The organism is Rhizobium sp. P32RR-XVIII (assembly GCF_012641395.1).
GTDB lineage: Bacteria > Pseudomonadota > Alphaproteobacteria > Rhizobiales > Rhizobiaceae > Rhizobium.
Genome location: NZ_JABAIH010000001.1, coordinates 108,061 through 128,181, shown reverse-complemented (window position 1 = coordinate 128,181; position 20,121 = coordinate 108,061). Strand labels below are relative to the sequence as shown.

The 20,121-nt window shown below is 59.5% G+C and carries 18 protein-coding genes, 1 tRNA gene and 1 pseudogene; 7 read left to right on the top strand and 13 right to left on the bottom strand.

Annotated features, from left to right (window positions below):
- Positions 1-109 precede the first annotated feature (109 nt).
- Together HGP14_RS00630 and HGP14_RS00625 are read right to left on the bottom strand one after the other, a co-directional pair.
- Positions 110-313 (bottom strand): annotated as a pseudogene (locus HGP14_RS00630) (peptide-methionine (S)-S-oxide reductase); the annotation flags it as partial.
- A gap of 24 nt (positions 314-337) precedes the next feature.
- On the bottom strand, positions 338-655 hold the full coding sequence (locus HGP14_RS00625; protein WP_168827921.1) for a hypothetical protein: 318 nt from the start codon (positions 653-655) through the stop codon (positions 338-340).
- A 223-nt stretch (positions 656-878) separates the two neighbouring features.
- Between HGP14_RS00625 and HGP14_RS00620 the strand changes: the two genes are divergently transcribed.
- Both HGP14_RS00620 and HGP14_RS00615 read left to right on the top strand, forming a co-directional pair.
- Positions 879-968: transfer RNA gene (locus HGP14_RS00620), tRNA-Ser, on the top strand.
- Positions 969-1,291: 323 nt separating this feature from the next.
- Positions 1,292-3,037 (top strand): ABC transporter ATP-binding protein, encoded by a 1,746-nt coding sequence (locus HGP14_RS00615; protein ID WP_168827920.1) that lies wholly within the window; start codon positions 1,292-1,294, stop codon positions 3,035-3,037.
- A gap of 67 nt (positions 3,038-3,104) precedes the next feature.
- On the opposite strand, the gene HGP14_RS00610 is transcribed toward HGP14_RS00615, so the two are convergent.
- The 3 genes from HGP14_RS00610 to HGP14_RS00600 all read right to left on the bottom strand — a co-directional run bounded on the left by HGP14_RS00610 (position 3,105) and on the right by HGP14_RS00600 (position 6,393).
- Positions 3,105-4,346, bottom strand: a complete 1,242-nt coding sequence (locus HGP14_RS00610; protein ID WP_168827919.1) for a DUF763 domain-containing protein — start codon at positions 4,344-4,346, stop codon at positions 3,105-3,107.
- A gap of 54 nt (positions 4,347-4,400) precedes the next feature.
- Positions 4,401-5,174: an exodeoxyribonuclease III gene (gene xth, locus HGP14_RS00605; RefSeq protein WP_168827918.1), complete on the bottom strand. Its 774-nt coding sequence runs from the start codon at positions 5,172-5,174 to the stop codon at positions 4,401-4,403.
- Between the two features lie 178 nt (positions 5,175-5,352).
- Positions 5,353-6,393 carry a glutamine synthetase beta-grasp domain-containing protein gene (locus tag HGP14_RS00600; protein ID WP_168827917.1) on the bottom strand — a complete coding sequence of 347 codons (1,041 nt, stop codon included), beginning with the start codon at positions 6,391-6,393 and terminating at the stop codon, positions 5,353-5,355.
- Between the two features lie 403 nt (positions 6,394-6,796).
- Here HGP14_RS00600 and HGP14_RS00595 point away from each other — a divergent pair, with 403 nt between their 5' ends.
- Both HGP14_RS00595 and HGP14_RS00590 read left to right on the top strand, forming a co-directional pair.
- Positions 6,797-6,988 (top strand): DUF2735 domain-containing protein, encoded by a 192-nt coding sequence (locus tag HGP14_RS00595; protein WP_168827916.1) that lies wholly within the window; start codon positions 6,797-6,799, stop codon positions 6,986-6,988.
- Positions 6,989-7,045: 57 nt separating this feature from the next.
- Entirely contained in the window at positions 7,046-8,011 is a 966-nt protein-coding gene (locus tag HGP14_RS00590) for a DUF72 domain-containing protein (RefSeq protein ID WP_168827915.1), read from the top strand.
- A gap of 6 nt (positions 8,012-8,017) precedes the next feature.
- Here HGP14_RS00590 and pncB read toward each other — a convergent pair whose 3' ends face one another.
- From pncB to HGP14_RS00550, 8 genes are all read right to left on the bottom strand, one after another.
- Entirely contained in the window at positions 8,018-9,322 is a 1,305-nt protein-coding gene (gene pncB / locus HGP14_RS00585) for a nicotinate phosphoribosyltransferase (protein ID WP_168827914.1), read from the bottom strand.
- A 160-nt stretch (positions 9,323-9,482) separates the two neighbouring features.
- Positions 9,483-9,848 carry a hypothetical protein gene (locus tag HGP14_RS00580; RefSeq protein ID WP_168827913.1) on the bottom strand — a complete coding sequence of 122 codons (366 nt, stop codon included), beginning with the start codon at positions 9,846-9,848 and terminating at the stop codon, positions 9,483-9,485.
- 91 nt (positions 9,849-9,939) lie between these two features.
- On the bottom strand, positions 9,940-10,899 hold the full coding sequence (locus HGP14_RS00575; RefSeq protein ID WP_168827912.1) for a glyoxylate/hydroxypyruvate reductase A: 960 nt from the start codon (positions 10,897-10,899) through the stop codon (positions 9,940-9,942).
- A gap of 9 nt (positions 10,900-10,908) precedes the next feature.
- Positions 10,909-12,546 carry an ABC transporter ATP-binding protein gene (locus HGP14_RS00570; protein WP_168827911.1) on the bottom strand — a complete coding sequence of 546 codons (1,638 nt, stop codon included), beginning with the start codon at positions 12,544-12,546 and terminating at the stop codon, positions 10,909-10,911.
- Positions 12,543-13,691: an ABC transporter permease gene (locus tag HGP14_RS00565; protein ID WP_168827910.1), complete on the bottom strand. Its 1,149-nt coding sequence runs from the start codon at positions 13,689-13,691 to the stop codon at positions 12,543-12,545. The genes HGP14_RS00570 and HGP14_RS00565 overlap by 4 nt, the downstream gene beginning before the upstream one ends.
- Positions 13,691-14,776, bottom strand: coding sequence for a microcin C ABC transporter permease YejB (locus HGP14_RS00560; protein WP_168827909.1), 1,086 nt, complete (start codon positions 14,774-14,776; stop codon positions 13,691-13,693). Before HGP14_RS00560 ends, HGP14_RS00565 begins: the two co-directional genes overlap by 1 nt.
- Positions 14,777-14,932: 156 nt before the next feature.
- Complete coding sequence (locus HGP14_RS00555; RefSeq protein WP_168827908.1) at positions 14,933-16,768, bottom strand: extracellular solute-binding protein; 1,836 nt, start codon at positions 16,766-16,768, stop codon at positions 14,933-14,935.
- Positions 16,769-16,881: 113 nt separating this feature from the next.
- Positions 16,882-17,511 (bottom strand): TetR/AcrR family transcriptional regulator, encoded by a 630-nt coding sequence (locus HGP14_RS00550; RefSeq protein WP_168827907.1) that lies wholly within the window; start codon positions 17,509-17,511, stop codon positions 16,882-16,884.
- Positions 17,512-17,551: 40 nt separating this feature from the next.
- On the opposite strand from HGP14_RS00550, the gene HGP14_RS00545 reads away from it, so the two are divergent.
- The 3 genes from HGP14_RS00545 to mepA all read left to right on the top strand — a co-directional run bounded on the left by HGP14_RS00545 (position 17,552) and on the right by mepA (position 20,056).
- On the top strand, positions 17,552-18,124 hold the full coding sequence (locus HGP14_RS00545) for a hydrolase (RefSeq protein ID WP_168827906.1): 573 nt from the start codon (positions 17,552-17,554) through the stop codon (positions 18,122-18,124).
- 143 nt (positions 18,125-18,267) lie between these two features.
- Positions 18,268-18,849 (top strand): cytochrome b, encoded by a 582-nt coding sequence (locus HGP14_RS00540; RefSeq protein WP_168827905.1) that lies wholly within the window; start codon positions 18,268-18,270, stop codon positions 18,847-18,849.
- 145 nt (positions 18,850-18,994) lie between these two features.
- Positions 18,995-20,056: a penicillin-insensitive murein endopeptidase gene (gene mepA / locus HGP14_RS00535; RefSeq protein ID WP_168827904.1), complete on the top strand. Its 1,062-nt coding sequence runs from the start codon at positions 18,995-18,997 to the stop codon at positions 20,054-20,056.
- Positions 20,057-20,121 lie beyond the last annotated feature (65 nt).

Genomic DNA, 20,121 nt, shown 5'->3' with positions numbered 1-20,121 from the left:
ACGAAAAAATTCACGAGAAATTTTTCGGCTGGTAAAAATTCCCCGTCGATGCTGAAAATCAGCCCAAGAGGGCTGATTTTCGTGCAAAACCGCCGCTAAAAGTGCGACTTTACCGAGCAATCGGGCAACTGACGCCGGTTCCGCGGAGCCCGCAATAGCCGTCCGGATTCTTGGCCAAATGCTGCTGGTGGTAGTCCTCGGCATAGTAGAACTCGCCGGCCGGAGCGATCTCCGTGGTGATCTTCGAGGTGCGCCCGGCGGCTTTAAGCGCTGACTGGAAGATAGCGCGAACTCGCTCTGCGGTCGCCAGCCGAACACGTCAGAGCCGCCCGTCTTGTTATGCGGTAAAGCGGCCCGCCACCGGCGGCTTCTTGTAGCCAATCATCCACAGCAAGAGAGCGATCACCAGAAAGATGGCAAAGGCCGGCTGGAGCATCAGCCACCCGAACACGAAAGCATAGAAGCGCGGGTGCACATAGTAGGAAACGGACGCCTGCAGGGCCGACAGCGACGAAGGGCTCAAATCCTGCCAGGCATCGCCCATGGGGGTCATGACAACAGCGGATGCCGCAACGGACTGGATTGAATCGATCGTTCCCGCAATGACGGCCGCAGCGAGCGCAACAAGGCTGGTCAAACGCAACAAGAAACGCATCGATCCCTCCGACGCCTCACCGCCGGATTTTCCGGTCAGCCGCGCCATTCCCTAACCGAGCCAATAGATAATTATCGCGATGCATAAGCGCAATGGACAGCTTTGCCGGAGTTTTGTCGGAAGAGGTCAAAAAACTGTTAGATTTAGGTTGATCCCCGAGAATTCATCGGTATATATCGCGCCGTTCCGACGATTTGCTCCTCTCCGGGTGCGAAACGCAAATGGACAGGTGGCCGAGTGGTTGAAGGCGCACGCCTGGAACGCGTGTGTACGTGAAAGCGTACCGAGGGTTCGAATCCCTCTCTGTCCGCCATTTTTTGGATTTATTACCTTTTACAGGGACTTAACATCGCGGTTGCCAATCGAGTGTCGCGTATCCAGCGTCGTCTCGATACGCCTGCCCTTTCGCAACTTGCCCGGCTGCCCGCGCAGCCTCAATATCATCGCAACGGTACATTCAGCTGGCGGGGCGCTTGGCTAAATGCCAGCCCAACGAGACACGTAATCGCACCATTGCACTTGGTTCAGGTCATCGCCGCATAACGACAGAGACCTTATACCCGCGAGTTGGAAGCGGGTTTGACTTGCAAGGGACGGCTGCCGCGGTTAAGCGAACCTTTCAACGGTGGACAGAGTATGGCAAGCAGCAGCAAGGCACGTAACATCATCAAGCGCGTTTTGTCGGAAAACGCCCGCGAGTATGCATTTCAATATGCGCTTGCGATCGCATGCCTTGCCATCATCTCGCTTTCGACGGCGTTTATCGCTTGGATCATGAAGTCTGTCATCAACGCGGCATTTGTCGAGCGTCGCGCTGATCTCGTTTGGGGCGTTTGTCTGGCAATCTTCATCGCCTTCGTACTGCGGGGATTCGCCAGCTATGGCCAAGCCGTAATTCTCTCAAAAATTGGAAACAACATAGCAGCACGATATCAGGTTCGAGCCTACTCCCATCTTCTCAAGCTATCGCTTGGCTTCTTCAATCAGACGCGATCTGCGCGGATTGTTGCTCGATTGAACCAGAATATAAGCGGCGTACGGGATGTTATGAACCTCACCATCACGTCGACAGTGAGGGACCTGCTCACATTCGTATCGCTCGTGAGCGTCATGTTCATGCAGGAACCCTGGCTCAGCTTTTTTGTCTTTCTTGCGGCGCCTCCGCTCAGCTATGGACTGCGCAAACTGTCCAAGCGCCTTCGCGCCGTGACAAGCGAAAACATTCATGCCGGCAGCTATGTATTTAGCGCCATGCAGGAAACAGTGCAGGGCATTGCCGTCGTCAAGGCGTTCACCCTGGAGAAGCCGCTTCAACAAAAGTTCGACGGGTTGCTCAGCGTGTCGGAGCGGCGCGCGAACAAGATCACTCGCGTTTCCGAACGATCCGGACCGCTGATCGAGACCGTCGCAGGCTTTGCTGTCTCGGGTGTTATCGCCTACGCCGCCTATCGGTCGGTCTACTACAATGTCCCGCCAGGCGGCTTTCTTTCGTTCCTCACAGCGCTTCTGCTCGCCTATGACCCGGCTCGACGGCTGGCGAGGGTGCCGGTTCAGCTAGCCACCGCTGTTACCAACGCTGAAATGATCTATGAACTCCTCGATACGGAACTGCACCAGCGCGATCTGCCCGATGCGAAGCCGCTGGTCGTCACCGACACCCGGATCGAGTTCCGCAATGTATCCTTCGGCTATGGTCACGATGAGGTCCTCAAAGAGGTCAGCTTCGTTGCCGAGGGCGGCAAGACGACGGCGCTTGTTGGTCCTTCCGGAGCCGGAAAGTCGACGATCATCACCCTCATTCCGCGGTTCTACGACCCGAGGGCGGGAGAGATTTTGATCGATGGCCAGGATATTGCCCACGTGACGAAGCAGTCGCTGCGCGAGCAGCTGGCCTATGTTTCCCAGCAGCCATATCTCTTCGAGGGCACGATCCGCGACAACATCCGCTACGGCCGTCCCGAGGCGAGCGATGAGGAGGTGGAGCGCGCCGCAGGACTTGCCTACGCCCACGACTTCATTCTCGCCCAACCCCAGGGCTACGATACGCCTGTCGGCGAAAATGGCGTCACGCTTTCGGGCGGTCAGCGGCAACGCCTTTCGATCGCGCGCGCCCTGGTCCGCAACGCGCCCATCCTCCTCCTCGACGAAGCGACGTCAGCACTCGATACGGAATCGGAAGCCGCTGTTCAGAAGGCGCTCGATGAGGCGATGGTGGGCCGTACAGTTGTCGTCATTGCCCATCGGCTGTCGACTGTTGTTGGCGCCGACAAGATCGTTGTCATGCAGGATGGCCGGGTTGTGGAGGAAGGCAATCATGACGGCCTTTCCCAAAAGGACAGCCTCTATGCGCGTCTTGCGCGTCTTAGTCATGCTAACAGATGATCGTTTCCGGATTTTGGACATTCCAAATTCGGACCTGCGGTACTCCTATCCACGCGCTTTCGCAGGGCTAGCGATCCTTGCCTTCCCAGCCGAAGACGCTTCTGCCGCCCCAGTCGGGTGAATTGCGGAACTCGCCGGCGACGATTTCCTTGAGATCGGGACCGGTGACATATCGCTCCAGCTCGCGGGACTGATCGTCGAGGCGCTTCAGCGACTGCAATTCCTCTTCGCGGCCGAGCCTGCCTTTTTGAACCGCCGATTTCATCACCTTGATCGTCTCGTCATAGACCTTCAGCGGGACAGGAAAAGGATGCCGGTCCTTGCCGCCATGGGCGAGCGAGAAGCGCGCAGGATCGGAGAAGCGGCAGGGCGCGCCGTGAACCACTTCGGCTACCATCGCCAGCGCCTGCACCGTTCGGGCTCCGACGCCGGGCACGAGCAGAAGCTGCTCGAAATCTTCCGGTCCGCGATCGGCAGCCGCGGCGAGATTGCCGTGCAGGCGCCTCATATTGACGTCCTTTTCGCGAACATCGTGATGGGCCGGCATGACGAGATGCGGCAGAAGCGGCTGGTCCGGCTGCGGCGAAGGCTTGGAGCTGTCGAGCGCCAGAGCGGCTGCCTGCTGCACGATGCGATCCGGGCCGAGTGTTGCCAGAAGCTCGAGCTGTCCGCTGCGCGAGCGCTCGGCGCGCCTGTCGGCGAGATTGATGATATTGCCCTGGCTGCGGCCTTCGATTGCGGCATGCGGTGAATCGACGAAACTTTCGAGACCTTCCGACAGCCAGTGATAGCGCCGCGCCTGGCGCTTGTCGCCGTTCATGCCCTGCTGGACGACAACCCATTTGCCGTCGTCGGTGACAATGAAGCCATGGAGATAGAGATCGAAGCCATCCTGAACGGCGGCGCTGTCGACCTTGGCGACAAGCCTGCTCGCCGTCGCAAGCGAACCACCGTCGAAACCGACGCGATTGCCGATTGCGACGAGCTCATCCGGGGTCTTGCGGGAATGCGAACCACGGCCGCCGCAGACATGCAGACCAAGCTCGCCCGAAAGCGGCGTCAGCCCGCGCTTGAGAGCGCCCAGCACACTGGTGGTTATGCCCGACGAATGCCAATCCATGCCCATGACAGCGCCGAAGGACTGGAACCAGAAGGGGTGGGCGAGACGCCGCAGCAGTTCGTCGCGGCCGTAATGATGGACGACCGCTTCCGTGATTACCGCGCCGAGCTTCGTCATCCGCTCACCGAGCCATCTCGGAACTCTGCCGCCATGCAAAGGAAGGTCAGCGCTGCCTGCTCGTTGTGCCATGCTTCACCATAGCCGGTTTCGATGATTGAAGGAATCTTTTCCTCCGTGCTCGTGCTAGTCCGTGAGCTCGATCCAGACCGGGGCATGATCGCTCGCATGCTCCCAGCCGCGGACCTGCTTGTCGACCTCGCCGATTTGCAATCGTTCCGCAAGAGCCGGGCTGAGGAGAAAATGATCAAGCCGAAGACCGGCATTCCGGCCCCAGGCGTTCCTGAAGTAATCCCAGAATGTGAATATCTGCTCGTCCGGATGCAGCTTGCGGATCGCATCCGTCCAGCCTTGCTGTACGAGCGCGTGAAACGCCTCGCGCACCTCGGGACGGAAAAGCGCGTCGTCCACCCAGCGCTCCGGTTTGTAGACGTCGAGCTCGGTAGGCATGACGTTGTAATCGCCGACAAGCGCCACGGGCACATCGAGAGCGAGCAATTCGGCTGCATATTCATGCAAGCGCTCGAACCAGCGGAGCTTGTATTCCCATTTCGGCCCTGGCGCAGGGTTGCCGTTCGGCAGATACAAGCAACCGATCAGGATGCCGTTCACTGCAGCCTCGATATAGCGGCTGTGGCTGTCGTCAGGGTCATAGGGCAATCCCCGCCTCGTCAGCACCGGTGTCGCGCCGCGCGCCAATATCGCCACGCCGTTCCAGCTCCTCTGGCCATGCCAGGCCGCGCCATAGCCGGCGGCTTGCAGCTCCTTGCGCGGGAACCTGTCGTCCGGCGCCTTGAGTTCCTGCAGGCAGACGATGTCGGGCTTTGCGATCTTCAGCCAACGGAGCAGCACGGGAAGGCGGCCATTGATGCCGTTGACGTTATAGGTGGCGATCTTCATGCCGCGAAAACCTGCGGCTCAGATCGTTGATAAATTCGTATCTGGCTCATCGGGCGTCCTCCAGCATGGAAACGCATGGTGAAGCAGGAAGATGCGCCGAACTAGAGGCTTGTTAAAACAAAAACGCCGGCTGCGAGGCAGCCGGCGCCCTTGGGGAGGAAAGCCCGAGGGCTTACGCTTAGGCTGCAGCCGCAGCGAAGCCGGCGGTCGGAACTTCCGAGATCGTCTTCAGGACCTGAGACGCGATCTGGTAGGGGCAGCCCTGGGAGTTCGGGCGACGGTCTTCCAGATAGCCGCGGTAGTCGTTCTTGACGAAGGAATGCGGAACGCGGATCGAGGCGCCGCGGTCAGCAACGCCGTAGGAGAACTTGTTCCACGGAGCCGTCTCGTGCTTGCCGGTCAGACGCAGGTGGTTGTCCGGACCGTAAACGTCGATATGGGCCATCAGGTTCTTGTCGAACTGAGCCATCAGAGCTTCGAAGTAGGCCTTGCCGCCGACTTCGCGCATGAACTTGGTCGAGAAGTTGCAGTGCATGCCCGAACCGTTCCAATCGGTGTCGCCGAGCGGCTTGCAGTGATACTCGATGTCGATGCCGTACTTTTCAGTGAGGCGCTGCAGCAGGTAGCGCGCCATCCAGATCTGGTCGGCGGCCTTCTTGGAGCCCTTGCCGAAAATCTGGAATTCCCACTGGCCCTTGGCCACTTCGGCGTTGATGCCTTCATGATTGATGCCGGCAGCGAGGCAGAGGTCGAGATGCTCTTCGACGATTTCGCGAGCAACCGGGCCAACATTGGCAGAGCCGACGCCGCAGTAATACGGACCCTGCGGAGCCGGATAGCCCTGCTCCGGGAAGCCGAGCGGGCGGCCGTTTTCGTAGAAGAAGTATTCCTGCTCGAAGCCGAACCATGCATCCTCGTCGTCGAGGATGGTCGCGCGGCTGTTGGACGGATGCGGCGTGACGCCATCGGGCATCATGACTTCGCACATCACGAGAACGCCGTTCGTGCGCGCCGGATCCGGATAAACCGCGACGGGCTTCAGCACGCAGTCAGAGCTGCGGCCCTCGGCCTGCATCGTGGAGGAACCATCGAAGCCCCACAGCGGAAGCTGATCGAGTGTCGGAAACGCGTCAAATTCCTTGATCTGCGTTTTGCCGCGCAGGTTCGGCGCCGGTGTGTACCCATCGAGCCAGATGTACTCGAGCTTATACTTTGTCATTGGCCAGTCTCTCAAACGTAGGTGTGAGCAAATCCCGAAAGCGACCGCTAAGCGTGTGCTTGATCACCACCGGTTGGCTCATAACAAGCATGCGCCGTGCCAGTTCGAAGAGGGGGCCCCGACTGCGACAAAACGCGCACCCGCCATCGCCGTCCCGTCAACCACCAACGTTCAAGAAAAGCGAGGGATTATGGCGTGGAACCCGCCGGGTCGCCGAACGTTTTCCGTTCGAATGCCAAACGCTCCAAAAAGATGCAAACACTGGCCGATATTTCCGCGCTTTATCAAGTGCTTATGAATCTCACAGCTATTGCCGTATTTTTAGGCTGTTTGCGTAAATGATGAGCAATTGCTATCATCATTGCCCTACAACCGGCATGCGCAGATGATGGAAGGCGATTCGATGCCAGCAAATCTTCACCGCGAATCCGCGAAGATCTATCAGTTCCCTGTAAAATTCCGCGGGCGGGGCGAACGCCTTGGCATCCGCCAGCCGCTCGATATCGATCCGGATATCTGCGATGCTGCGTTCGATTGCTGGTATCACGAAGCTGCTATCCGCGAAGCGGAAGAAAAGCCGAAACCGCAAGCCTGAATGCCTTGACGATACGCACGGCGGGGAACAAGCGTCCGCGCGGTCAGTTTGTCTTCCATGACAAGGAAAGGCATCGTCCGTATTGGCATATCCGGCTGGACCTACGCGCCGTGGCGCGGGGTATTTTACCCGAAGGGCCTGACGCAGAAGCGCGAGTTGCACTATGCCTCGCGGCATTTTCCCTCAATCGAAATCAACGGCACGTTCTACGGATTGCAGAAGCCAGATGCCTTTGCAAGCTGGCGGGAGGCAACACCGGACGGCTTCGTCTTCGCCGTCAAAGGCTCACGCTATATCACGCATTTGAAGCGCCTTCGCGATACCAAGACGCCGCTTGCAAACTTCATGGCATCCGGCCTTCTGCGGCTCGGGCCAAAGCTCGGGCCCATTCTCTGGCAGTTTCCGCCGCAGATGAAATTCGATGCCGAGCTCTTCACCCGATTCCTCGCATTGCTGCCAAAGGACACGGACGAGGCGACGAAACTTGCGAAACAGCATGACGATCGGCTGAACGGCCGCGACTGGCTGGAGAGTGATGTGAAGCAGCCGCTTCGCCACGCCTTGGAAATCCGCCACGACAGTTTTTGCACCAAGGAATTCGTCGAATTGCTGCGCGAGCACAAGGTCGGGCTCGTCTGCGCCGACACCGTCCAGTGGCCGCTCCTGATGGATGTAACTGCAGACTTCGTCTACTGCCGTCTTCACGGGTCAGAACAGCTTTATGTCAGCGGCTACGACGATGCAGCACTCGATATCTGGGCCAAGCGGATCGCGGCATGGGCTGGCGGACGTGAGCCAGCGGATGCCAATCGCATATTGCCGCCCCGCAAAACCTCGGCCAAGGGTCGCGACGTCTACGTCTATTTCGACAACGACGTAAAGGTGCGTGCGCCGAAGGATGCGCGCTCGCTTGCCGAGCGACTAGGGGTCGCCACGTCGCTTGAGGATGCAACTATACCAGCGCCACGGAGGAAAAGTCGGCGGGTCGAGGAGCAGGCTAGGCCGCACTGGCCGGCGCCATGATCCCCGTCAAACAAGAACCGCCTGCTCCGTGCGGTCTTCCGCGCCGAAGAATTTGAGGTAGCGCTCGACCTCCGCCGGGTCGCCAGTTGCCTTTTGGGGATTGTCGGAGAGCTTGACCGCCGGGTGGCCGTTCGCCTCGCTGACCTTGCAAACGATCGAGATCGGGTTGAGGCCGGAAATTTCGGTCGGCGCGCAGCCCGAAAAATCGTTGGTCAGATTGGTGCCCCAGCCGAAGCTCATGCGCACGCGGCCTTCGAAATGCTTGTAGGTGTCGATGATCGCATCGACATCGAGGCCGTCCGAAAAGATCAGCAGCTTCTGGCGCGGATCACGCCCCATCTTCTTCCACCACTCAATGATCTTCTCGCCGCCTTCGACCGGCGGCGCGCTGTCAGGACGGAAGCCGGTCCAGTCCGCCACCCATTCCGGCGCGTCGCGAAGGAAGGCGGCAGTGCCGAAGGAATCCGGCAGAACGATCAAAAGGTTGCCGCCATAGAGCTTGTTCCAGTCGCGCAGCACCTTGTAGGGCGCATGGCTGAGCTCCTCGTCGGTCTTCGTAAGGGCCGCCGTGACCATCGGCAGCTCGTGCGCATTCGTGCCGACCGCTTCGAGGTCGGAGTCCATTGCGAGCAAGACGTTGCTGGTGCCGGTGAAGGCGGGACCGATCCCTTCCTTAAGCGCTTCGACACACCAGCGCTGCCAAAGAAAGCTGTGGCGGCGGCGCGTACCGAAGTCGGAGATACGCAAGCCGGGCAGTTCGCGCAGCCGCTCCACCTTCGACCACATCTTGGCTTTGGCGCGTGCATAAAGCACATCAAGCGTAAAGGGACCGAGCGCCCTCATCGCCGAGCGCGAGCGCAGCTCGTTGATGATTGCCAGCGCCGGGATTTCCCACATCGTCGTTTCCTTCCAGGAGCCGTGGAAGTCGAGGACATACTGGCCGTCCTTTTTCGACAGCTCGTACTCCGGCAGCTGGAAATGAGAGAGCCAGGCGAGGAACTCCGGCTCGAAGATCTGGGCCCGGCCGTAGAAGCTGTTACCGGCAAGCCAGATCATCTCCTTCTTGGAAAGGCGCAGGGTGCGCGCGTGATCCAGCTGCTCGCGCAATTCCCCCTCGTCTATCTCTTCAGCAAGACGGACGCGTTTTGTGCGGTTGATCAGGGTGAACGTGGCGTTGACATCCGGATAGAGCTTCCAGATCATCTGCAGCATCAAAAGCTTGTAGAAATCCGTATCGATGAGGCTACGGATGATGGGATCAAGCTTCCACGCGTGATTGTAAACGCGTCTTGCGATATCGGTCTTGGCCATGCTTCACCACTGCCGATCCGGTCGGGTGCCATAACAGACCGGCACACACGACGACCGGCTCGTGCGCTTCCTTATCGAAAAATCAGCGGGTAAAGTCCAGCGTAAATGACCCGCCGCCGAAGCGGCGGGCTCTTCCGATGATCGGCTTGAGATCAAAGCCTTATTGCGCAGGCTGAGACGGCGCGGGTGTGGCGGGCGTCGCAGGCTGGACGTTCGGAGCCGCTGGCGCATGCGGCGTTTCAGTTGGAGCGGAACTGCCGTTCTGCGCGGACGGAGATGCTGGCGGCGCCGGCTGCTGAGACTGCATTTCCTGTCCGGGCTGTTGTGACGCGACCTGATCGGCTTCACGCTCGCCCCAGATTTCGACCGGAATCCAAACCAGGAAAGCGAGAATCAACGCAGCGAGCAGAACCATCAGAATTCGGGAACCGGTGCGCCCCTGCTTTGCTGCCGTTGGGGTGATTTCCTCTTCCACATGGAGCTTGCCATCGGATTCTTCCCAGCGTTTTTCCATCTGATGAGCCATCCTTGCCTCCTTCCGATGTCTCGCGAAACGGATCGGCCGCTTCGGCAATCAGTAAGGACAACGAACTTATGGCCCCATGGTTCCGGCTCGTTCAGTACCCCGCATTCCGGTCCACGACGAATTCCAGCGGCTCGCCACGCTCAAAACGGGCGACCTGTGTCTCGACATGCTGGAACAGCGCGGTCTCTTCAGAGATTGCGGCATCGTGCGGGGTGATAAAGACGTTCTCCAAGCCCCAGAGCGGATCGTCCGCGGGAAGCGGCTCGACCTCGAACACATCGAGCGAGGCGCCCCCAAGCACACCGCTTTCGATCGCGGCAACGATATCGCGCTGCACCTGGCTCTTGCCACGGCCGGCATTGATGAGGACCGGCTTTCCAAGTGCGCCACCCTGACGGAGCTTGGCAAACAGCTCGGCATTGTAGAAACCTGTGGTCTCAGGCGTCAACGGCAGCAGGCCGACGAGGAAATCGGTCTTTGACAAGAAGTCATCGAGTTCGCTTGCATCGAAAGTTTCGATGCCGTCGAGTTGCTTGCGGCTTCGCGACCAGCCGATGACATTGAAACCCATGACCTTCAGCTTGCGAACGGCATCCTGCCCCAGCACGCCCAGCCCCATGACGCCGACTGTGATTTCCGCCGCTTCCGGCGGCGCCGCCTTGCCCCAGATACGATCGTGCTGGTGCCGGTCGTGCTCGCGTTGCTGGCGCAGATGCATCAAACACTGCATGACCACCCATTCGCTCATGCGAACCGTCAGGCTGCGGTCGACGAAACGGACGATCGGAGCATCCGGCAGCCCGGGAAGCGGCAGGATGCTGTCGACACCGGCGCCGCCCGAGAAGACGATCTTGAGGTTCGGCGCGCGATCGAAGAGATCGGCGTCGGGTTTCCAGAGGAGCGCATATTCGGACGCGCTCAGATCGCGGCCCTTATTCGAAGGATCGGCGAGATTGATACTGCCGCGATCCGGGAATGCGGTTTTCAGAATACGGGCGATTCCGTCGGGATTGAATTTCAGATCGACGAGAACGGGAGGTCTTGCGGCCATGATCTTCTTTTACTGCTGGACGACAGGCGTCGGCACTGCCTCGATGTTGAAAGCGGCGGCCATCAGGGCCTTGGTATAATCATCTTTCGGCGCGCGGAAAATTTGCGCCGACGGCCCCTGCTCCACCACCTTGCCGAAGCGCATGACGATGACTTCGTTGGCGAGCGCTTTGACGACCTTCAGGTCATGGCTGATGAAGAGATATGCCAGATCGTGCTTTTTCTGTAGGTCGCGCAGGAGATCGACGACCTGTGCCTGGACGCTCATGTCGAGGGCCGATGTCGGCTCGTCAAGCATGACGAAGCGCGGCTTCAGCACCATGGCGCGGGCAATCGCGATACGCTGCCGCTGGCCGCCGGAAAATTCGTGAGGGTATCGCCAGCGGGTCAACGGATCGAGGCCGACTTCCTCCAGCGCTGAGCAGACGCGCTGGTCGCGTTCTTCATACGACAGCGACCGCTCATGCACCTTCAGGCCTTCTGCAATGATATCGCCGACGGACATGCGAGGACTGAGCGAGCCGTAGGGATCTTGGAAGACGACCTGAAGCTGATTGCGCAGCGGCCGCATCGCGGTGAACGAATAGTCGGCTATGTCCTTGCCGACGAAGCTGATGCGCCCTTTGGAGGAGATCAGCCGGGTGAGCGCCAGGCCCAGCGTCGTCTTGCCCGAGCCGGATTCGCCGACAACGCCGAGCGTCTGGCCGGCCCGCAGCGAAAGTTCAATGCCGTCGACCGCCTTTACGTAATCAACGACCTTACGCATCAGGCCGGCTTTAATGGGAAACCAGACGCGAATATCCGAGCCTTCCATCACGACCGGCTTGGACGGATCAGCAACAGGCGGCTCGCCACGCGGCTCCGAGGCGAGCAAATGGCGCGTATAGTCATGCTTCGGGTTGCTGAACACTGCTTCGACGGTGCCCGTCTCAACGATCTTGCCCTTGGTCATGACATAGACGCGATCGGCGAACTTGCGGACGATGCCGAGGTCATGGGTAATGAAGAGCATCGACATACCGTGCTCTCCCTTCAACCGGCGCAACAATTCGAGGATCTGCGCCTGGACCGTCACGTCGAGCGCCGTCGTCGGCTCGTCGGCAATCAGCAGCTCCGGCCGGTTGGCGAGCGCCATGGCAATCATGACGCGCTGGCGCTGGCCGCCGGAAAGTTCGTGCGGATAGGCCTTCAGCCGCTTTTCGGGTTCGCGAATGCCGACCTGATTGAGCAGTTCCAGCACGCGCTTGCGGGCAGCCTGGCCTGTGACGCCCTGATGCAGCTCGAGGATTTCGGCGATCTGCTTTTCGATCGTATGGAGCGGATTGAGCGAGGTCATCGGCTCCTGGAAGATCATCGTGATGTCGTTGCCGCGTACCTCTCGCAGCGCCTTGTCGGATGCCTTGAGGAGATCCTTGCCCTTGAAAAGAACCTCGCCCGTCGGGTGGCTTGCTGCGGGATAGGGCAGCAGCCGCAGGATGGAATTTGCGGAAACGGACTTGCCGGACCCGGATTCGCCGACCAGCGCAACGACCTCGCCCTTCTTGATGTCGAAGGAGATTCGATCGACGGCCAGCGATGTTTCGCCGCCTTGATGGAAGGCGACGGAGAGATCGCGGACGGAGAGAAGAGGTTCGGACATCTGGCTCATGCGAAGGTCTTTCTCGGGTCAAACGCGTCGCGCACGGCCTCGCCAACGAAGATCAGCAGGGAAAGCATGATCGACATGGTGAAGAAAGCAGCCAGCCCCAGCCACGGCGCCTGAAGATTGGTCTTGCCCTGGGCAATCATCTCGCCGAGCGACGGCGAGCCAGGGGGCATGCCGAAGCCGAGGAAGTCGAGCGATGTCAGCGTCGTGATGGATCCGGACAGGATGAAAGGCAGGAAGGTCAGCGTCGCGACCATCGCGTTCGGCAACAGGTGGCGCCACATGATCGTGCGGTTATTGACACCGAGCGCGCGGGCGGCGCGGACATATTCGAAATTGCGGGCGCGCAGGAATTCCGCGCGCACCACGCCGACAAACCCTACCCAGGAGAAGAGCAGCATGATGCCGAGCAATACGAAAAAGCCCGGCGGCAGGATCGCGGCGATGATCAGGAGGATGTAGAGCACGGGCATCGATGACCAGATCTCGATGAAGCGCTGCAGAAGCAGGTCCGTCCAGCCTCCGAAATACCCCTGCACGGCGCCGGCCGTGACGCCGACAATTGCCGAGCAGATGGTCAATGCCAGGCCGAAGAGCACGGAGATGCGAAAACCGTAAATGATGCGCGCGAGCACGTCGCGAGCCTGATCGTCGGTTCCAAGCCAGTTGAGGTTGCCGTAGTTGCAATTGGGATCGTCGATGCCTTGCGGATAGCCGGAACAGCGCTCCTCCTCGCTCATCAGCCAGAACGGCGGCGTCGGCGCGGAATGCGGAATGTTGGAATTCACCGAGCGGTAGGAATAGTGGATCGGCGGCCAGATCATCCAGCCATTGGCATTGATCTCGTCGGCGATCACATCCGAGCGGTAGTCCGTTTCAGCCAGGAAGCCGCCGAATTTTTCCTCCGGATAGTCTACCAGCACCGGAAAGAGGATCTCGCCTTTGTAGGAGGCGATAATCGGCTTGTCGTTGGCGATGAACTCCGCAAATAGGGTCAGGATGAACAGCGCCATGAACAGCCAGAACGACCAGTAGCCGCGCCGGTTTGCCTTGAAGTTCCGCCAGCGGCGGATGTTCGTCGGGGAAAGCAGGCCCTTGCGCGGCGGTTTGACCGGGGTAACGGGCGTCGGGTTGGCGGCCGTATCCATCAGACATCCCTCCGCTCGAAATCGATGCGCGGGTCGATCCAGGTATAGATCAGGTCCGAGAGCAAACCGACGAAAAGACCAAGCAGCGAGAAGATGTAGAGTGTGGCAAAGACGATCGGATAGTCGCGGTTGACGACCGAGAGATAGCCGAGACGGCCGAGGCCATCGAGCGAGAAGATGTTCTCGATCAGCAGCGAGCCGGTGAAGAAGGCGGAAATGAAGGCGCCGGGAAAACTGGCGATGATGATCAGCATGGCGTTACGGAAAACGTGGCCGTAAAGCACCTTCCGCTCATTCAAGCCTTTGGCGCGGGCGGTCGTTACATATTGCTTCTTGATCTCCTCGATGAAGGAATTCTTCGTCAGCAGCGTCGTCGTCGCAAAGGCGGCGAGCGAGAGCGAGATCAGCGGCAGCGTCAAGTGCCAGAAATAATCGAGCGGCTTCTGCCACCAGGGCAGCTGGTCGAAGTTGTCCGAAACCAGACCGCGCAGCGGGAACCAATCATAGAACGAGCCGCCGGCGAAAAGCACGATCAGCAGGATACCGAACAGGAAGCTCGGCACGGCGTAGCCGATGATAATCGCGCCGGAGGTCCACACGTCGAAAGTCGAACCATCCTTCACCGCCTTGCGGATGCCAAGCGGAATGGAGATGCCGTAGGAGAAGATCATGATCCAGATGCCGAGCGAGGCCGAGACCGGCAGCTTTTCCTTGATAAGCTCGAGCACCGAGGTATTGCGGAAGAAGCTCTCGCCGAAATCGAAACGGCTGTAGTTCCACATCATTTCCAGAAACCGCGTCAGCGGCGGCTTGTCGAAGCCGAACTGCTTCTCGAGCTTGGCGATCAATTCGGGATCGAGGCCCTGGGCGCCGCGGTACCTGGAGCCGCTGTCATCGAACTGCTGTACGGCATCCCCGCCACCGGAAAGGCGCTGGTCGGCACCATCTGCCTGGCCGGTCAACTGCGCGATAACTTGCTCGACAGGGCCGCCCGGCGCAAACTGGATGACCGTGAACGATATCGCCATGATGCCGATAATCGTCGGTATCATCAGAAGCAGGCGTCGAAGAATGTAGGCTCCCATCAGCGCGCGGCCTCCCGGGTATCGAAATTCATCAGTGTGCGCGTCGCATAAGGAGTTTTCAATCAGCTAGCCTTCGGCCGGTTGCACCGGTTTTGGGTTTGCGCGGTGATTCGGGAGGTCCATTTGGAGCCCAGCAGTCCCGGCAATGCAAGCCCGCTATTTCGCGTCCTTCGACCACCAGACGTCCGGAAAGCCAAGGGAATATTCCGGATACTCTGCCGGATGCGTGACCTTATCCCAATAGGCGATCGAATAGGTATCCCGGTAGAACAGAGGGATGACATAGTGGTTGGCCAGCAGCACGCGGTCCATTGCCTTGATCGCAGCCACCTGCTCGTCGCGGTTCGGCGCGAAAATGATCATGCGAACGAGGGCATCGACGGCCGGATTGGCAATGCCCGCATAGTTGCGGGAGCCCTGCTGATCGACCGAGCCTGAACCCCAGTAATCGGCTTGCTCGTTGCCGGGGTTCATCGTCTCGGCCCAGACATTCCAGATCATGTCGTAGTCGAAGCTGCGGGCGCGGTTGGTGTATTGCGAAGCATCGACGGTGCGGACGCGGGCATCGATGCCTATCTTCTTTAAATTGTTGGCATAGGGCACGGCCCAGCGCTCCAGCATGGGGCTCGACAACAGGATTTCGAAGCTCAGCGGCTGGCCGGTCTTGGTGTTCACCATGCGGCTGCCCTTGATATCCCATCCCGCGTCCTTCAGCAGGGAAATCGCCTTGCGCAGGTTGCCGCGACTCTTCTGCTGGTCTCCACCAACAGGGTTGCTGTAAGGCGCAGTGAAGATCTCCGGCGGAACCTTGTCCTTCAAGCCCTCAAGCAGTTCGAGCTCCCGGCCCTGCGGCAGACCAGAGGAGGCAAGCTCCGTATTCCAGAAATAACTGTCGATCCGCTTATAGCTGCCGAACGCGACCGTGCGGTTGAGTTCCTCGAAGTCGAAGGCATAGTTCAAAGCCTCGCGCACCCGCGCGTCTTTGAAGACGTCGCGGCGCATGTTCGGAACGAGCGCCTGAAGGATGCCGGTCGAGCGCAGCGGATTGGGCACATCCTCCTTCTTGACGCGCCCATCCTTTACCGCGGGAAAGTCATATCCCGTTGCCCATCGGGCTGCCTGCGTTTCCTGCCAGTAATCGATATTGCCCGCACGGAAGGCCTCGAACTCTACGTCGCGGTCGCCAAAATACGTGTAGAAAATGTTGCGAAAGTTATTCTGGCCGACATTCACATTGAGGTCTTTGCCCCAGTAGTCGTCACGAAGTTCGTAGCGGATCGTCGAGCCCGGGGAGAAGGCGGCGATCTTATAGGGACCCGATCCCATCACCGGTTCGAGCGTCGTTTTCGATATGTCGCGCGGCTTGCCGTCGGGGCCTGTGCCTTCCCACCAGTGTTTCGGCACCACGATCAACTGGCCGAGGATGTTGGGGAGCTCCTTGTTGTTCTTCTCGTCGAAGGTGAACTTGACGTCGCGTTCGCCGGTCTTTTCGGCTTTGACGACATGCCGGTAGTAGTTGGCCGAAAGCGCATTGAGCTCCTTCGTCTTGTCGAAGCTGAAGATCACGTCTTCCGGAGTGACCGGCTTCCCGTCCGCCCATTTCGCTTCGGCGCGCAGCCGAAAGGTCGCGCTGGAAACGTCATCGGGATAGGAAACACCCTCAGCCAGAAGTCCGTAGGAGGCGAGCACTTCGTCGTCGGCCGATTTCATCAGGGTTTCGAAAGGCAGCGTCAGGCCGACGGCCACTTCACCCTTTGTCAGTATCGGGTTGAAGGTATCGTAGGTACCGGCGGTCGAAAGCCTCAGGTCTCCGCCCTTCGGTGCGTCCGGATTGACATAATCGAAATGCTTGAAGCCGGGCTTGTATTTGAGTTCGCCGATCGTCGACGTCCCGATCCTGAAGTTCTCTTCCTGAGCCGAGGCGCCCAGGGGCAAGGAGATCAAGACTGCGAGAGCAACGAGAGCACGTCTATTCCACCAGGCAACCGCCATTCACCAACCCCTGTTCATTTTTAGCTCTGTCGAGAATACGGGAAATACAGGCAAAAAATAGAAAAGAGATCCGTTTTTATGCCGCGTGCGAAATTTTGGCCTGATAGCCGCGTTCAGGGCGTCACTTCCTCGAGCCGCTTGCGGAGCATGCGCCGCAGTTCGCTCACCAGCCGCGGATCACCCGAACCGTCGGGATCATAAGCCGCTGCGACGATGATACGCAGGAGCTCCAGGACAAGGGAAGCCAACAGGTCGATGTCGCGCTCGACCGAAGGCTCGGCGTTCTTCAACAGCGCCGTGATGCTGGCACGAAGTTCCGCACGCGATTTCGCCTTGCGCTCCTTGGGCACGTCGCGTCGCGCGGCGAGAACGAGAAATTCCGGATATTCCTCGATGAAGCGGCCGAGTCGCGTGAAGATTGCATCGCCGATCTCGGCTGCCGTCTGCCCGCGGATCCCTTCCGCCAGTTCGGCGAGCCCGTTGTTCAGTTGCTGCAGGCGGTCGATGTGCAGTGCTTCGGCGAGCAACAGCTTGGTCGGGAAGAACTGGTAGAGGGAACCGATCGAGGAATTGGCGGCGGCTGCGATCTCCGTCATGGTCGCCGCGTCGTAGCCCTTTTCAAGAAAGACCTTCGCCGCCGCCGCCAGAAGAACGGCTACGCGCTCATGGCCGCGCTGACGCTTCGGGGCACGGCTCTGCGGCTCGGGGCTTGATTTTTGTGAGGATACCCTCATATCTGTCATTGTGAGGGTTCCCTCATGTTTCTGTCCCCGGAGATTTTTTATGCCTCTTTACGATCCCAAGACCACCGCACTCATTTCCATCGATCTGCAAGGCTTCATCGTCGGCCGGCCGCTTGCGCCGCATTCTGCCCAGCAGGTCATCGAAAACACCGCCGCAATCGCCACCCAGCTGAAATCGGAAGGCGGAACGGTGGTCCTCGTTACCGTCGGATTCTCCCCGGACTATGCCGATACTGTCAACCAGCCGGTGGACGAACCCATGGTCCTGCCTGAAGGCGGCCTTCCCGCAGCTGCCACCGCTGCTCCGGCTGAAATCGCCGCACTCTCGGTAGATGTCCATATCGTCAAGCATCACTGGAGTGCCTTCTACGGCACAGAGATGGACCTGCAGCTTCGCCGCCGCGGCATCAACACCGTGATCCTGACGGGCATCGCAACGAATTTCGGTGTCGAGGCAACGATCCGTGATGCCTTTGCCCACAACTACGCCGTCATCGCCGTCGAGGACGCTATGACCACCTTTTCTCAGGAAATGCACTCCTTCGCCTGCGAACGCATCCTTCCGCGTATTTCCCGCGTCCGCAAAACCGCCGATATTTTCGCCAATGCCTGACGCTGCGATACGAGGGGATCAAGCGCGATCACATCGAGATGATGGCGAAGGAAATCCCTGGCGCTCTCACGCGATATCAACCCGAGTGAATAAAATCCGCGGGTGACGTGTTTAACGGCCATCATCCACGGAGATCATGAATCATGAAGGTTAGTGCATTAGCCGTTCCGAACTCTTTGGACGGCTCCTCCTATGACCGTTTGACGATACTATTTCATTGGTCAACTGCCGTTCTAGTGTTGTTTCAGTTCTCGAGCGCCCATGTCTGGGAGCAATTTCAGAAAGGGACGAACATACGCGTCGAGTTGATATCCTTGCATGTGGCGAGCGGAATTGCTCTGACTATCATTGTCATAAGCCGCATTCTTTGGCGTTCAGTCTATGGCAGGAAGTTGCCACCTTCCACATCGGGAGCTCAGCATGTCGCGGCCACCTTGGTGCACCACTTGCTTTATGCCCTTCTAGCTGTCCAGATAGCGCTCGGCATTCTCCTCGGCTGGTCCGTGGGCATTCCAATGAACTTCTTCGGCCTGTTCTCGATTCCTTCGCCAATTGCTTTTTCGGCAGACACGCGACATCTCCTCGCTGATCTTCACGGCGTAACGGCATGGTCGATTATTGCTCTCGTCGGTGTTCACGCCGCAGCGGCACTATTGCACCACTACGTTCTACGAGACAGCATCTTGAGCAGGATGCTGCCATTTCTCCTAAACGAGGCAGACTAGCGTCGACAGCACCACGGAGCGCAGCGCAAAGTGGCTCGAGAGTAGCTAGATATCCTTGCCGCCTGCCAAAACATCGATTCACCAAAATCGCTTTTCACGATAGATTCGATGCAAATCACTTCGGCAGAGGCGGCAAGGGAACGGCATGGCTTTCGGTTTGGTTCAGGCTTTCAGGACTTTCGGCAAGCTGACGCTCGCCGGCGCAATCGGCGCAAGCTTTGCCGCCGGCGATGTCGGCGCACAGCAGAAGCAGCCGAGCCCGGGCAGTGCCAAGGCGCTCTTCGGCGCGGTGGCGCTGCCGACACAGGGATCGGCGCGGCCGATCGGCTTCTACGCCAAGGGGTGCATGACCGGCGCCGCCGCGCTTCCGTCCGACGGTCCCACCTGGCAGGCGATGCGCCTTTCGCGTAACCGGCGCTGGGGCAACCCCGCCATGATCTCACTGCTCGAAAAATTTTCGCAGGATGCGAATGACAAGATCGGCTGGCCCGGCATTCTGGTCGGCGACATCGCCCAGCCGCGCGGCGGGCCGATGTTCAACGGGCATGCCTCGCATCAGATCGGCCTCGATGCCGATGTCTGGCTGACGCCGATGCCTTCGCACCGCATGAGCTATGAGGAGCGGGAAACGCTGCCCTTCACGACCATGATGCAGAAGGACAAGTTCCTGACCGTCGATCCGAAGGTATGGACCGAACAGCGGGCGGAACTGCTGATGCTTGCCGCCAGCTATCCGCAGGTCGAGCGCATCTTCGTCAATCCGGCGATCAAGAAGAAGATGTGCGATACGTGGACGGGCGACCGCACCAATCTCGGCAAGCTGAGGCCCGAATACGGTCACGATTCACACTTCCACATCCGCATCAAATGCCCGCCGGGGGCTGCCGGCTGCAAACCACAGGCGCCAGTCGCAGCCGGCGACGGATGCGACAAGTCCCTCGCCTGGTGGTTCACCAAGGAGCCGTGGGCGCCGCCGAAACCCTCTCCGAAGCCTCCCAAGCCACCGCGCGAAGTCATGGTCTCCGATCTCCCGAAGGCGTGCGCAGGGGTTCTTGATGCACCGGCTGCGGCAGCGACCATCGCCGGAACGTATGACGGTGCCCCGGCCGCAAATGCTCTGACGGCCGCTCCGGCGGCCTTGCCGGCGAGCGAGGACCTCCTTCCTGTTACCGGCCCTGTTCCGCCTGAGAAGCCGGCCATGCCATGATGGCGCAGAGACTTGTGTATCAACTCGTACGCTTGGTATAGAAGCCGCCCAATCGATTGAATCCT

Coding starts and splice junctions, on each gene's coding strand:
- HGP14_RS00555 (WP_168827908.1), bottom strand. CDS start 16,768: ATGGCGGTTGCCTGGTGGAATAGACGTGCTCTCGTTGCTCTCGCAGTC.
- HGP14_RS00545 (WP_168827906.1), top strand. CDS start 17,552: ATGCCTCTTTACGATCCCAAGACCACCGCACTCATTTCCATCGATCTG.
- HGP14_RS00625 (WP_168827921.1), bottom strand. CDS start 655: ATGCGTTTCTTGTTGCGTTTGACCAGCCTTGTTGCGCTCGCTGCGGCC.
- HGP14_RS00615 (WP_168827920.1), top strand. CDS start 1,292: ATGGCAAGCAGCAGCAAGGCACGTAACATCATCAAGCGCGTTTTGTCG.
- HGP14_RS00570 (WP_168827911.1), bottom strand. CDS start 12,546: ATGAGCCAGATGTCCGAACCTCTTCTCTCCGTCCGCGATCTCTCCGTC.
- HGP14_RS00600 (WP_168827917.1), bottom strand. CDS start 6,393: ATGACAAAGTATAAGCTCGAGTACATCTGGCTCGATGGGTACACACCG.
- HGP14_RS00610 (WP_168827919.1), bottom strand. CDS start 4,346: ATGGCACAACGAGCAGGCAGCGCTGACCTTCCTTTGCATGGCGGCAGA.
- xth (WP_168827918.1), bottom strand. CDS start 5,174: ATGAAGATCGCCACCTATAACGTCAACGGCATCAATGGCCGCCTTCCC.
- pncB (WP_168827914.1), bottom strand. CDS start 9,322: ATGGCCAAGACCGATATCGCAAGACGCGTTTACAATCACGCGTGGAAG.
- HGP14_RS00580 (WP_168827913.1), bottom strand. CDS start 9,848: ATGGCTCATCAGATGGAAAAACGCTGGGAAGAATCCGATGGCAAGCTC.
- HGP14_RS00575 (WP_168827912.1), bottom strand. CDS start 10,899: ATGGCCGCAAGACCTCCCGTTCTCGTCGATCTGAAATTCAATCCCGAC.
- HGP14_RS00560 (WP_168827909.1), bottom strand. CDS start 14,776: ATGGGAGCCTACATTCTTCGACGCCTGCTTCTGATGATACCGACGATT.
- HGP14_RS00595 (WP_168827916.1), top strand. CDS start 6,797: ATGCCAGCAAATCTTCACCGCGAATCCGCGAAGATCTATCAGTTCCCT.
- HGP14_RS00590 (WP_168827915.1), top strand. CDS start 7,046: ATGACAAGGAAAGGCATCGTCCGTATTGGCATATCCGGCTGGACCTAC.
- HGP14_RS00565 (WP_168827910.1), bottom strand. CDS start 13,691: ATGGATACGGCCGCCAACCCGACGCCCGTTACCCCGGTCAAACCGCCG.
- mepA (WP_168827904.1), top strand. CDS start 18,995: ATGGCTTTCGGTTTGGTTCAGGCTTTCAGGACTTTCGGCAAGCTGACG.
- HGP14_RS00550 (WP_168827907.1), bottom strand. CDS start 17,511: ATGACAGATATGAGGGTATCCTCACAAAAATCAAGCCCCGAGCCGCAG.
- HGP14_RS00540 (WP_168827905.1), top strand. CDS start 18,268: ATGAAGGTTAGTGCATTAGCCGTTCCGAACTCTTTGGACGGCTCCTCC.